This is a genomic window from Cryptosporangium phraense (assembly GCF_006912135.1).
Lineage (GTDB): Bacteria > Actinomycetota > Actinomycetes > Mycobacteriales > Cryptosporangiaceae > Cryptosporangium > Cryptosporangium phraense.
In genome coordinates, this window is sequence record NZ_VIRS01000046.1 from 40908 (window position 1) to 53611 (window position 12704).

The following is a 12704-nucleotide window of genomic DNA, read 5'->3' on the forward strand; positions in this document are numbered from 1 at the left end:
ATCGCTGTTTGTTGCGGCGGTATCGACAGCACGGAGAGTGGCGCGCGGTACTGTTGCCCTCGCGTGGGAAAGCGCTCTCTGCTATCGCTGGATCGCGCGCTCGAGATCGGGGGTCTGGCGGTGCCGAACGGGGTGCGATCCGGCTGGGGTCCGCGTCCGACGCTGGATGCGGTCGCCGAGCTCGCGGGCGTCTCGCGGGCCACGGTGTCGCGGGTGGTGAATCAGTCCTCGAAGGTCGGTCCCGAGGTGAGAGCCCGCGTCGAGGACGCGATCCGGACGCTCGGCTACGTGCCCAACCCGGTCGCCCGCAGCCTGGTGACCCGCCGTACGGACGCGGTCGCGCTCGTCGTCGGCGAGCCGTCGGACATGATGATGACCGACCCGTTCCTGTCCCAGCTGATCCTGCAGACCAGCCGCGAGCTCGGCGACGCCGGCCGTCAGGCCGTGCTGCTGCTGACCGGTGGCGACGACGACCACGACCGGATCACCCGCTACCTCGCCGGTGGCCACGTCGACGGGGCGATCGTCCTGTCCGTGCACCGCACCGACCCGCTCGGGCAGCAGCTCCGGCACCTGCCGGTCCCGGTCATGTTCGGCGGCCGCCCCTTCGGGGACGACCTCGGCTTCGCCGGTTCGGTCGACGTCGACCAGCGCGACGGTGCCCGCCGCGCCGTCGAGCACCTGGTCGATCTGGGCCGACGTCGCATCGCGACGATCACCGGGTCGCTGGACCACCGGGCCGCGATGGAGCGTCTGGACGGCTACCGCAGCGTGCTGGAGGAGACGCTCGGGCCGGTCGACCACGATCTGATCGCGCACGGTGACTTCACCCGGGGTGGCGGCGAGCGGGCGATGACCGAGCTGCTGGCCCGGGTGCCCGATCTGGACGCCGTGTTCGCGGCCAGCGACCTGATGGCCGCCGGTGCCCTGGGCGCTCTGCGCCGGGCCGGGCGCCGGGTGCCCGAGGACGTCGCGGTGATCGGGTTCGACGACCTGGAGGACGTCGCGGCCTGGACCGAGCCGCCGCTGACGACCGTGCACCAGCCGGTCGGGTCGTTCGGCCGCCGCCTGGTGGAGGCGCTGTTGGAGATGCTCGCCGGCGGCGAGCCGGTGCGCGAGATCCTGCCGGTGCACCTGGTGGTGCGTGGGACCGCGTAGCGCGGGTAGCCCGTCGCATGGCGGATGATCGGCAGGAGACGTGGGACGAGTTCCGCGATGCGGTGAACATGGCGCCGGCGAAGCTCGAGAAGTGGCTCGAGAGTGACGAGTCGAAGTCGGTGGGCCAGAAGGCGGGCGGTTCGTCGGAGTCGGTGGGGCACGATTCGGGGCGCCATATCGTGAGGATTCTGCGGGCGAAGAAGTCTGAGCTGGGGGATGACGATTACGCCCACATGCGGAAGGTCGTCGGGTATGTGCACAGGCACTTGGCGCAGCGTCCGGAGGGGGATGTGGGGGATACGAAGTGGCGATATTCGTTGATGAATTGGGGTCATGACCCGGTTTAGTCGGTTTGCCCCGGCGGGTGGCCGGATGCGTGCGGGGCGGGCGGTGTTGTGGCGTTTGTCTTCGGCGCGTTGCCAGAGGTGGGCAAGGGCGCTGGCGTCGCCGACTTCGAGCAAGATCCGGGCGGCGGTCCTGACGTCGGCGGCCGGCTGCGCGCAGGCCGGTCGGTGTCCGTCGAATCGAGACAGGAGTTCGACGACGACCGGGTGCGCGGCTCGTGAGCCGAGAACGCCTTCGAGGGCGGGTGGATCTGGGTGAGCAGTCCGCGCCCAGTCGTGTGATGCCCGTCGTTCCCGATGTCCAGCCCGAGAAACACCTGGTATCCGGCCGTTGCCCCAATGACTTGGTTCCGGTCGCCGGTCAGGCCACGTGACCATAAGAACAACCAGGCGACCGCGAGGTCCCCAACCGGGAACCGCGAAAAGGTAGCGGGGGGCGGTCGGGCTCTCGGGGTGGGCGGTCCCGCTCCGCGCAGGTGGCTCCGACCAGGAGGGGGTGGCCCCGCCTTCCGCAGGTAGCTCCGGTAGACGCCTCCCCGCCTCCGGCGTGGCTGGTGGGTCAGGCAGCTCGGTGGGAAGGGATTTCGCCGGCGGTGTCGGGGTGGCCCAGGCCGTAGGCGGCGGCGTCGAGGCCTCGGCCGACCAGGCGCCAGCTGGCCGGGGGGACCGAGAGGCGACGGGTCACGGCGGTGGCTCGGTGGGTGGACGTGAGGCGCTCGAGCGTCATGGCCGCGGCGCCTCGGCTGGAGTGGACACTGATGTGGTCGACCACGGTGCCGTACTGGTCTAGCAGGCCGTTGATCGTGAGCACCCAGACAGCGGAACGATATTCGTCCCGAGCTACCAGGTAGCGGGCCTCCAGGTCGCCGCCGGGAGTGCAGCCCAGCCGGTCGACGGTATCGAGCACGCTGTGCGAGAGGTGGAGCTGGACCAGGCGGCGGTGGGTGTGCAGCTCGGTGGCGCCGACGGTGGCGGCGAGCTCGCCGAGGGGCGTGCCGCGGCGCCAGGCTTCGATGAGGATCGCGTCGGCGGACGGCGTCCAGTAGGTGCCGTTGCTGTGCGCGCGGCGGGAGGCTCGCCAGTCGTAGGCCGGGGTGGCCGCGAGCTGTTCGCGCAGCCAGGATTCGGCGGCCGGGCCGCGGAGGGCGAGTGAGGGCGGGGTGAGCAGGCGTAAGGCGCCGCGGACGGCGCCGGGCGTCCGCTGGAGTTCCTTGGCGATCTGGTCGACCGGGGTGCCGGTGGCCAGCTCGGCGACGACCGCGGCGTACTCCGCGTCGGTCCAGGGTTCGCCGGAGCGCCGGGCGAGCACGCGGATCGGGGTGGCGACGTCGTCGATGGTGCCGGGAGTCGTCATGGGAGCCGTCCCTCCGTCTGTGTAGGACCAGTGACCGCCGGATGAGGCCACTGACCTCTACTTTAGAACACAGGTACGACAAATTCAGAGGTGAAGATCGCCGAATCCGGGCTCGATCACGTCGGCGATCAGCGCCGTTCGGTCGGCCAGCGGCAAGAACGCGGCTTCGGCGGCGTTCCGGGTCACCTCGAGCAGGTCGGCCGCCCCGAAGCCGAACGTCTCGACCGCGCGGCGCATGTCCCGGGTCAGGCTCGTCGCGGACATCATCCGGTTGTCCGGGTTCATCGTGACCGTGAAGCCCAGCGCCTTCAGCAACCCGAGCGGATGGTTCGCCCACCCGTCCACCACGTTGCCCTTGGAGTTCGACGACAGGCAGACCTCGAGCGGGATCCGCCGGTCGCGCACCCACCTGGCCAGCGGGCCCAGCGTCAGCGAGTCGATCCGGGAGCCAACGGTGGCCACCGCGCTCCGGATGTCCAGGGCCACCCCGTCCAGAAAGATGTCCTCGACGATGCGGACGCCGTGACCGAGGCGCAGCGCGTGGCAGTCGTGAACGGTCGAGGCAATACTCGAGACGCCGTCGTGCTCGCCGGTGTGGAACGTGAACGGCACGTTCGCAGCCTCGAGCAGGCGGCACGCCTCGACGTGCTCGGACGCCGGGAAGCCCTCCTCCACGCCCGCCACGTCGAAGCCGGCGACCGAATCGCCGTAGTGCTGGATCGTCAGCTTCGCGATCTCCGTGCTGAGGTCGGACGTCCGCATTCCGCAGAGCAACTGCCGCACCCGGATCGGACGACCGGCCGCCGCCGCGGCCTGCTCGCCGGAGGCCAGCCCGGCCGCGACCGCCTCGACGGTCTCCGAGAGCGACATCCCCTTCCCGACGTGTTTCTCGGGCGCCCAGCGGGTCTCGCCGTAGACGACTCCGTCGGCGGCCAGATCGAGCACGAACTCGTGGGCGACCCGGACGATGCTGTCGGGGTCCTGCATCAGGCGGGTGGTGACGCCGAACTTCTCGTCCCAATTGTCGACGACGGGCTCGGCGACCGTGCCCTGGAACCATCCGGCCAGGGTGTCCGGGTCGGCGTAGGGCAGCGACTGCCCCTGCGCGTCGGCCAATTCGAGCATCGTCTCCGGCCGCAGCGAACCGTCGAGATGGTCGTGCAGGGTCACCTTCGGCAGCGCCAGCAGCGGGTCGCCGGCGTCGGCCCAGCGTGGATACATCAGAAACTCTCCTCAGGAACCGAAGGCCCCGGCGTTGGGCCCCCACAGGGCCAGGGCCGGGGCCTCGACGAAATCGACGACGTTGTAAACGACGATCGAGACCGCGGCCACGATCACCGCGATCGCCCAGGTCTCGGCGTAGAGCGAGTGCGCGTTCGCGACGCTGATCTCGCCGCCGAGGCCCTTGAGGCTGAACAGCCACTCGTAGAGCATCGCGGCGACCAGCGAGAGCGGGATCGCGATCTTGACCGACGCGAACAGGTTCGGCAGCGCGCTGGGGAAGGCGACCATTCGCAGCGTCGTCCACCGGTTGCCGCCGTAGACGCGGACCAGGTCCGCGGCCTGCGGGGACGCCGAGCGCAATCCCAGCGCCAGGTTGATCAGCACCGGGAAGAACACGATGATCGTGCCGATCAGCGCGACCGTCGGCGTCCCGTTGCCGAAGACGAGGTAGATGATCGGTGCGAAGCCGACCAGTGGAACCGTGCGCATCAGCATCGCCAGCGGGAGGAACGCCAGCTCGAGCTGCGGCACCAGGAAGAACACCGAGGCCAGCGCGGTCGAGGCCAGGCTCCCGGAGACGAACCCGACCCCGGCGTCGCGGAGCGTCACCCCGAGGAGCCCGATCAGCTTGGCGCGGTTCTCCGCCGCGCTGGGTCCGAACCGTGCGTCGGTGAACAGGTACTGCCACACCTCGAGCGGGCTCTTCCCGATGTACGGGCTCACGTCCAGCACGTGCAGAGCCATCTCCCACAGCAGCAGGATGACCACCGACGAGGCGACCAGGGCGACCAGCGTGCGACCGGCGCGCCGGGCGAGCAGCCCGGTCACCGGGGGACCCCCCAGGGTGCGACGACCCGCGCCAGCAGGGTCATCGCACCGTAGGCGAGCCCGGCCACCGCGGCGCAGATCATCGCCAGCGCCCAGAGCGGCCGAGGTCCGTAGTGGATCTGCGCGGCCTGGAGCATGATCCCCAGCCCGCTGTCGACGCCGGACAGGAACAGCTCGCCGAGGATCGCGCCGACGAGAGCGGCCGGTGCCGCGATCCGCAGAGCGGACAGCACGCTCGGCAGGGCGTACATCAGCCGGACCTTGCGCAGCTGGGTCCACCGGCCGCCGCCGTACGCGGCGACCAGGTCCAGCGTCGTCCGGTCCGAGCTCTTCAGGCCGGCCAGAGTGCCCACCACCGTGGTGTAGAAGACGCTCATCCCGGCCAGCACCACCGACGTCGTGCGGCTGCCGGTGTCGGACATGAGGACGATCAGCGGCGCGATCGCGGTCAGCGGGATGCACGACGCGATCACCGCGAACTGGGTCGTGGCCTGCTCCAGCACCGGCACCACCAGGACGAGGCCGGAGAGCAGCAGAGCCAGCAGGTTGCCCCAGAGGTAACCCTGCAGCGCCGACCAGCAGGTGACGCCGATCGCCTTCCAGTAGGTGGCGTCGCCCAGGTCGCCGACGAACTGGACGAGCGTCGCCCAGGGCGTCGGCACCGAGCCGGTGTCGCGGAACGCGAACACCGAGACCAGCCACCAGATCAGCACCAGGAACAGCGTCCCGCCCGCCACCCACGCGGCCCGGCCCGGGCGGGGGAGCGCCGGGCCGGAGCCGGCGTCGGCCACCGTGCCCAGCGGGACCTCGGTGGTGGGCGGCGCCGTCATGCCGGTTCCTCGCGGCCGGCGAAGAGCAGCTCGGAGATCCGGTCGACATAGGCGTGGAACTCCGGCGTCCGCTGCATCTCCGCGGTGCGGGGCCGCGGCAGGTCGATGTTGACCAGCGCGGCGATCCGGCCCGGCCGCGGCAGCATCACCGCGACCACGTCGGACACGAGGACCGCTTCGTCGATACCGTGGGTGACCATCAGCGTGGTGGCCGGGCGTTCGGTCCAGATCCGCAGCAGCTCCAGGTTGAGCCGGCGCCTGGTCATGTCGTCGAGAGCGCCGAACGGCTCGTCGAGCAGCATCATCGTGGGCCGCACGGCCAGGCAGCGGGCGATCGAAACCCGCTGCCGCATGCCGCCGGACAATTGGGCGGGTTTGGCCTTCTCGAACCCGCTGAGACCCACGAGCTCGATCAACCCGGCGATCCGGCCGGGCTCGGGCGTGAGGCCGGCGATCTCCAGCGGCAACCGGATGTTCTGCTCCACCGTCCGCCACGGCAGCAGCGCGCTGTCCTGGAACGCGATCCCGAGCTCGTGCGCGCCCTGGATCTGCGCGGGCGAGTGGCCGTTCAGGCTGACCGTGCCGCTGCTCGCCGTCTCCAGTCCGGCCAGGATCCGCAGGATCGTCGACTTTCCGCAGCCGGACGGCCCGATCAGCGAGAGGAACGAGCTCGCCGGGGTAGTCAGGCTGACGTCGTCCAGCGCGTGCACGACTCGGCGACCGACCCGAAAATCCTTGCTCAGGCCGTCGAGGACGATCCCGCTCATGACGACGCCGACGGCGACGGAGTGGGGTCGGTGGGCGCGGTGATCGATGCTTTCAGATCCGGGTTCTCCTGGTAGACCTCCGTGATCAGAGAAAGATCGAACAGGTCGTCGGCCTTGACCGGGTAGCCCATCGTGTTGAGCGACTTGATGTTGTCCGCGATCAGCGCGTCGGTCATCGTGAACAGCCCGTTGGCGTTGGTGTCGTCGCTGACGATCAGCCGGTCGGCGATCTCCACCGCGCCGCCGTACTCGTCGGCGTAGGTGAGCTTCTGGTCCTTGCCGTACTTCTCGACGGTGAGCGTCGCCGCGGTGGCCGGGTCCTTGATCGCGTGCGTCCAGCCCTTGATCTCGGCGACCAGGAACGCCTTGAGCATGTCCCGCTTCTTCGTGATCGTGTCCTGTAGCACGGTGAACGTCTCGGCGACGAACGGCAGCCCGTTGTCGGCGAACGACATGATCACCGGCTTGTACCCGGCCAGCGAGAGTTGGAGGTCGTCGGTGATGTAGGTCATGAAACCGTCGACCTTGCCGGCCTTGAGAATCGAATCGTCGTACTGCACGCCGACGATTTCCACCTGCGACTTGTCGATGCCGTTGGCCGCGAGCAGCCCCTCGAACAGCGTCTGATTGCCGCCGGCCTGCACGCCGATCCGCTTGCCGATCAGGTCCTTGGCGGTCCGGATCGGGGTCATCGTCTCGATCGAGCCGATCGCGAACGGGTTCTTCTGATAGGTGGCGCCGATGATCTTGAGCGGCGCGTTCGAGTTGACCAGGGTCGCCGCGGTGATCGGCGGGGACGAGAGACCGATCGTCACCTTGCCCGCCAGCACCAGTGATTCGGCCGTGGTCTGCGTGCCGCCGGCCACCAGCATGACGTCCTTGAACCCGGCCGCGGTGTAGTAGCCCTTCTCGGTGGCCAGGTACTCACCGACGAACTCGTGGTTCTTGATCCACGACAGGTTCAGCGAGATCGTCCCGTAGTCACCCTTCGTACCCGACGACGAGCCGGATGCGTCGGACGAATCGTCGCCGCAGGCCGCCAGCACGCCGGCGGCACCGAACGCGAGACCGCCCAGGGCGCCGGCCCGGAGGATGGATCGCCGGGAGAACCGGGCGCTGTTCATGGTTTCTCCTTGTACGCGTGCGCGAAGTCGTCCGATCCGGACTCGGACAGGCCGACAGAGGGGCTCCGAGCCGGGGAAACACGACAGTGTGCGGGTCGGCGGCGGTCGATCGCCGGTCACTTCACGCTAGGAAGTGCAAAACGTTTTGGGCAGCACTCGGCTGAATAAATAACCCACCCGAAGCAACGAAATCAGAGCGACAGCGTCTTCACAGCGAGATCGAGCATCCGTTCGTACCGGCGCTCGCGCTCGTCCGACGACATGGCCGCGCGCGTCTTCACGTGATCGCTGACCGTGAGGATCGCCAGCGCCTCGGCCCCCTCGGCCATCGCGGTCGCGTACAGACCCGCGGCCTCCATTTCGATCGCCAGCGTGCCGAGTTCCCCGAGTGCGTCCACGACGCCGGGCCGGGTCAGATAGAAGAAATCGGTCGAGAGCACCGGTCCGACCCGTACGTCGGCCCCGGAGGCGGTGAGCGCCGAGCGGAGCAGGTGCGGGGAGGGCGCCAGCGAGAGCGAGACCCCGGGGACCCGCACCGTTCCGGTCGTCGACTCGGTGTGTGCGGCCGACGCGACGACGACGTCGCCGACGGCGAGGTCCTCGGGGATCCCGCCGCAGGTGCCGACCCGGATGATCCGGCGGACGCCGTAGAAGCGGTACAGCTCGGTGGCGTAGATGCTGATCGACGGGTTGCCCATGCCGGAGGCCATCACCGAGAGCGGGCGTCCGCCGATCGTGCCGGTGAACCCGGAGATCCCGCGGACGTCGGTGACGAGAGTGGCGTCGGTCAGCAGGTCGGCGGCGATTCGCGCGGCCCGTTTCGGGTCGCCCGGCATCAGCATGTCCGGCGCGAACTCGCCCGATCCGGCCGAGATGTGGGGGGTCGGCGTCATGGTCAGCTCTCCTTGTGCAGCCAGCGGACCACGCCGTCCCAGAGCTGACCGTATCCTGGCCAGCTCACGAACTCGGGCGGAGCCCAGTGCGGGGCGATGTCGGACGTGAAGGCGGCGGTGCGTCCGGAGCCGTACTCGCCGGTGATCAACAGGGGGTGGCCCGCGCACTCGACCAGCACGTCGGCGCGCGCGGTGACCTGATTCAGCCCGAGCAGTGCGGGCCAGACGCCGGCGACGGCGGACACCGCTGGATGGCCGGGCGCGCGGACCTCCGGCACCGCCCCAGCGGGCAGCTCGACCCGGTCGTCGCGGTCGAGCACCTCGACCGGCAGGGCCGCGGCCAGCGGCGTCCGGCCCCATCGGGCCTTCGCGTCGATGCCGCTGAAGCTGAGATAGCCGCCGATCGTCAGCAGTGCCCCGCCGTTCTCGACGTAGGCCCGGATGGTCTCGGTGCGATCCGGCGACGGCTGCGACCGGGTGAACGTCCGGCTGGCGAGCTGGAACGTGTTGGCGCCGACGTCACTGATCGCGACCACGTCATACGAAGCCAGCTCGTCCGGGAACTCCCGGTCGACGAGATGCGACGGGAGGTAGCTGGTCTCGTGGCCGTACTCGCGGAGGGCGTCGAGGAAACTGGCGCCTCCCTCGGTGTATTCGGCCGAGGCGAAGGCGTCGAAGCCCTTCTGGTGAGTGGTGTAAGTGAACCACGATTCGCCCACGAGGAGCACATGGGCCATGAGGACCTCCTATTGGAGCGCACGGATGAGGGACGGCCGACGCTGGCCGGGACGACGAGAAGCTCAGGCGGGAGCGGGCCCGGTACTGGCTCGGACCTCGAGGTGGACCGGCAGGAGGTGCCGCGATGTCGGCGGCTCCTCCCCGTTGGCCACGTACTGCAGCAGTTGCGCGGTCGCGGTCCGGCCGATGTCGTAGGCGGGCTGGTGCACGGTGGTCAGTGGTGGGGCGCACAACGAGGCGACCCGGATGTCGTCGAAGCCGACCAGTGAGATGTCGCCGGGCACGGCCAAGCCTCGCTCGTGCAGGACGGCCAGCGCACCGAGGGCCATCTGATCGTTCGCGGCGAACACTGCGGTCCGGTCGAATCCGTCCGAGTCCAGGCACTGGAGCATCAGTTCCGCGCCGGACTGCTCCAGCCAGGTGCCTTCCAGCTGGATGACGTCGCCTTCGAACGCCTCTCGGAAGCCCCGGGCGCGCTGCGCGGCACTCGGCAGCAGCGCCGGGCCGGTCAGCACCGCCGCACGGCGATGCCCGAGTTGCCGCAGATGCTCACCGGCCAGGCGTCCGCCCTGGTAGTGGTCGGCCATCGCGGAGAGCGACTGGGGAAGTCCGGTGACGTCCTCGTCGACGACCGCGATCGGGAAGCGGCCTAGCAGCGATTCCAGCCGGGCCTCGGTCGGAGGAGTGCCCGCGGCGTAGACCATCCCGTCGATGAACCGGCCGCGGATCAGGTCGAGATAGTGATCTTCGCGCGCGGGGTCGAACTCGGTGTTGCAGAGGATCACGCTGTAGCCGATGTGGTGGGCCGCGTCTTCGACGCCCTTGGCCAGCTCGGCGTAGAAACCATTGGTGATGTCGGGGATCAGTAGGCCGATGACCGAGGTGGAACCGGCCTGAAGGCTGCGCGCCAGCGAGGCCGGTACGTAACCCATCCGGTTCACCGCCTGCCGAACCCTCGCGGCGGTGGCGGCATTGACCGGTCGCCGGCCCGACAAGACGTGCGAAACCGTGGTGGGACTGACGCCGGCCGCGTCGGCGACGTCGTGAATCGAGACCGGCCGCCGGGTCCGGCGCGGCCGGCGCTGCGGCACCTCCGGATCGGGCTGTTCGTCGGTCACGCGTCGGACGCTAGGTGCCCAAAACGTTTTGCACAACGGTGACCGGCACGCCTCCGTACCCGTCCGGGTCGCGCCGGCGAGGCGCGACCCGGTTCGGACGGTGCGGGTGACGTTCGAGTCAGGCGCGGCGGCGACCGGCGCGGCGGCCGAGTAGGTACGCGAAGAAGGCGACGATCGCGAGCAGGCCGAGCGCCTTTCGGGGCTCGCGAAGCTGGGCTTCGGCGACCGCCCGGGCCAGCGCGAGTGCGTCCAGAGCGCTGTCGTCCGCGGCGGGTTCGAAAGCAGGCGTCGAGGCGAAGGTGGTCGGGGCAGCGACCGGGGGCGCGTCGGAGGCCGGAGCCGTGCCGGTTGCGGCCGCGGCGGCGGGCTCGCCGCCGGCGGAGACCGGCGCCGAGGACACGGCGGTGCCGTTGGCCGCGTCCACTTCGGCCGGCTCAGCGGTCACCGGAGCCGCCTTCACGGCCCGCTTCCGCGGTGCGGCCTTCCTCGCCTTTGCCCGATCTTCGGTGGCGGCCTCGGCCGCATCGCTGGAGACGCTCGCGGAGGCGGTGTCGCTCGCAGATACAGCGGCGATTTCGGGCCCGGGGCCGGCAGCGTCCGCGGCGGCAGCGTCCGCGGCGGTGGGGTCCGCGGCGGTGGGGTCCGCGGCGGTCGGGTCCGCGGCCAGGAGGGCCTGCAGGTTCCTCGCGAACTGGGTCATCATCTGCTCGGTCACCGTGTTGATCACACCCTGACCCATCGCCGCCGCGCGTCCCGACAGGTTCACGTCCGCCGAGACCGTGCCGTGCGTCGTGATGCCGTCGGACGTCAGCGCCAGCTGCGCGGTCGCCTCCGCGGTGCCCTGGCCGCGCGCCTCTTTCGCCTTACCGCGCAGGACGGCCCGGTGGCCGGACGCGTCCCGCTCCACCACCTCTAACTGTCCCTTGTACTGCATCGTCACCGGGCCGAGCTTGACCTTCATCCCGACCTGGTACGCGTCCTCGGACAGCGTGTTGAGCACCTGCGCGCCGGGCAGACACGCGGCTACGCGCTCGAAGTCCATCAGCGTCGACCAGACCTGGTCGATCGGGGCGGTCACGTCGAACGCGCTGTCGAGCTGCATCAATTCGATCCCTTCCGGTCAAACGAGACCGCGGCGGCGACCTCGCTCAGTGCGGCCAGGCTATGCCCGCTCACGAACGCGTCGCAGTACGGGAGCGCCGCGGCCATCCCGCCGACCTTCGGCGCGAACCCCGGAGCGGCCTTGCGCGGGTTGATCCAGACGATCCGGTAGGCGAGCCGCCGTAACCGCGCCATCTGCAACGCGACCTCCGAAGGCTCGTCCTGCGCCCAGCCGTCGGAGAGGATGACGACGACCGCACCCCGGGCGAGGCCGCGGCGGCCGTAGTCGTCGAGGAACCGGTGCAGCGACCCGGCCAGCCGGGTCCCGCCCGACCAGTCCGGCGCCGCCGACGCGGCTCGGGCCAGCGCCAGGTCCGGGTCGCGCCGGGCGAGCGGCCGGGTGAGCCGCGTCAGCCGCGTCGCGAACACGAACGCCTCGGCGCGCGCGCCGGCCACCGACCCGTGCAGCAGCGCCAGGAACACCCGCGTGTACGGCTCCATCGACCCCGACACGTCGCACAGCAGGACCAACGGCCGAGGCCGTCGCCTACGGCGCCGATGCACCAGTTCGACCGGATCCCCTCCGGTCTTCCGCGCGTTCCGTACGGTCTTGCGGACGTCGATCCGCTCGCCGTTCCTGGTGGACGCCCGGGAGCGGCGCGTCCGTCGGCGGGGCGTCGCCAGCACGACCTCGCGGACGACCCGGCGCACGGCCTCGATCTCGACGTCGGAGAGCTCGGCGAACGCGGTGTGCTGGAGCCGCTCGGCGGACGAGGCCAGAGCGGGCACCGCCCGGGGGTCGCCCGGGGCGCCGGCCCCTGCGCCCGAGTGCGTGCCCGAGCCGGACGGGGCCCGGTCGGCCGGCCGGTCGTCGGGCGGGGTCGGGCGCGTCTCGGACGGGACGTTGGGCAGCGGCGGGGCGGTGGGGTCGCCCCGGGAGTCGGCCAGGTCGACCGGGGGCTGGTCGTCGCCGAAGATCCGGGCGAAGACCGCGTCGAAGGGGGGAAGCTGGGTGCTGTCGGAGGCTAGCGTCGTGCGGGCGGTCCAGTAGAGACGGTCGCGGGTGTCCGGCGGGATCAGGCGCAGCGCCGCCGCGAAGCGGGCCGCCCGGTCCGGTCCGACCGGCACACCGGCCTCGTGCAACGCCCCCGCGAACCGAGCCGCCAGCACCGCCGGCTCCACCGAGATCCCGCGCCCCCGCCCACCCGCGCCCGCCAAGCCCGGC

At 70.6% G+C, this 12704-nt stretch carries 14 protein-coding genes; 3 read left to right on the forward strand and 11 right to left on the reverse strand.

Annotation, left to right across the window (positions count from 1 at the left end; translation table 11 throughout):
- Nucleotides 1-132 precede the first annotated feature (132 nt).
- From FL583_RS36250 to FL583_RS40585, 3 genes are read left to right on the forward strand one after another with little or no spacing between them, the layout of a single operon-like run.
- Nucleotides 133-1158, forward strand: coding sequence for a LacI family DNA-binding transcriptional regulator (locus FL583_RS36250; protein ID WP_420843230.1), 1026 nt, complete (start codon nucleotides 133-135; stop codon nucleotides 1156-1158).
- A gap of 17 nt (nucleotides 1159-1175) precedes the next feature.
- Nucleotides 1176-1505: a DUF3140 domain-containing protein gene (locus FL583_RS36255; RefSeq protein WP_142709429.1), complete on the forward strand. Its 330-nt coding sequence runs from the start codon at nucleotides 1176-1178 to the stop codon at nucleotides 1503-1505.
- Nucleotides 1506-1553: 48 nt separating this feature from the next.
- On the forward strand, nucleotides 1554-1724 hold the full coding sequence (locus FL583_RS40585) for a hypothetical protein (protein WP_170324052.1): 171 nt from the start codon (nucleotides 1554-1556) through the stop codon (nucleotides 1722-1724).
- A 337-nt stretch (nucleotides 1725-2061) separates the two neighbouring features.
- Here the strand turns inward: FL583_RS40585 and FL583_RS36260 are convergent, their stop codons facing one another.
- From FL583_RS36260 to FL583_RS36310, 11 genes are all read right to left on the reverse strand, one after another.
- Complete coding sequence (locus tag FL583_RS36260) at nucleotides 2062-2856, reverse strand: hypothetical protein (RefSeq protein ID WP_142709430.1); 795 nt, start codon at nucleotides 2854-2856, stop codon at nucleotides 2062-2064.
- Nucleotides 2857-2940: 84 nt separating this feature from the next.
- Complete coding sequence (locus FL583_RS36265) at nucleotides 2941-4077, reverse strand: adenosine deaminase (protein WP_142709431.1); 1137 nt, start codon at nucleotides 4075-4077, stop codon at nucleotides 2941-2943.
- 12 nt (nucleotides 4078-4089) lie between these two features.
- The gene (locus tag FL583_RS36270; RefSeq protein ID WP_142709432.1) at nucleotides 4090-4908 is read right to left on the reverse strand and encodes an ABC transporter permease; all 819 of its coding nucleotides are present in this window, start codon (nucleotides 4906-4908) and stop codon (nucleotides 4090-4092) included.
- Nucleotides 4905-5738, reverse strand: coding sequence for an ABC transporter permease (locus FL583_RS36275; protein ID WP_142709433.1), 834 nt, complete (start codon nucleotides 5736-5738; stop codon nucleotides 4905-4907). Before FL583_RS36275 ends, FL583_RS36270 begins: the two co-directional genes overlap by 4 nt.
- On the reverse strand, nucleotides 5735-6505 hold the full coding sequence (locus tag FL583_RS36280; protein WP_142709434.1) for an ABC transporter ATP-binding protein: 771 nt from the start codon (nucleotides 6503-6505) through the stop codon (nucleotides 5735-5737). The genes FL583_RS36275 and FL583_RS36280 overlap by 4 nt, the downstream gene beginning before the upstream one ends.
- A complete protein-coding gene (locus FL583_RS36285; protein ID WP_142709435.1) occupies nucleotides 6502-7629 on the reverse strand; it encodes an ABC transporter substrate-binding protein in 1128 nt (375 codons plus the stop codon). The genes FL583_RS36280 and FL583_RS36285 overlap by 4 nt, the downstream gene beginning before the upstream one ends.
- 191 nt (nucleotides 7630-7820) lie before the next feature.
- Nucleotides 7821-8522, reverse strand: coding sequence for a purine-nucleoside phosphorylase (locus FL583_RS36290; protein WP_142709436.1), 702 nt, complete (start codon nucleotides 8520-8522; stop codon nucleotides 7821-7823).
- A 2-nt stretch (nucleotides 8523-8524) separates the two neighbouring features.
- Nucleotides 8525-9259: a glutamine amidotransferase gene (locus FL583_RS36295; RefSeq protein WP_142709437.1), complete on the reverse strand. Its 735-nt coding sequence runs from the start codon at nucleotides 9257-9259 to the stop codon at nucleotides 8525-8527.
- Between the two features lie 63 nt (nucleotides 9260-9322).
- Nucleotides 9323-10378 carry a LacI family DNA-binding transcriptional regulator gene (locus FL583_RS36300; RefSeq protein ID WP_205752769.1) on the reverse strand — a complete coding sequence of 352 codons (1056 nt, stop codon included), beginning with the start codon at nucleotides 10376-10378 and terminating at the stop codon, nucleotides 9323-9325.
- Nucleotides 10379-10496: 118 nt separating this feature from the next.
- Nucleotides 10497-11480 carry an SRPBCC family protein gene (locus tag FL583_RS36305; RefSeq protein ID WP_142709438.1) on the reverse strand — a complete coding sequence of 328 codons (984 nt, stop codon included), beginning with the start codon at nucleotides 11478-11480 and terminating at the stop codon, nucleotides 10497-10499.
- Nucleotides 11480-12704: vWA domain-containing protein (locus tag FL583_RS36310; RefSeq protein WP_205752770.1), on the reverse strand; the 1225-nt coding region annotated here is incomplete at its 5' end. The genes FL583_RS36305 and FL583_RS36310, both read right to left, overlap by 1 nt.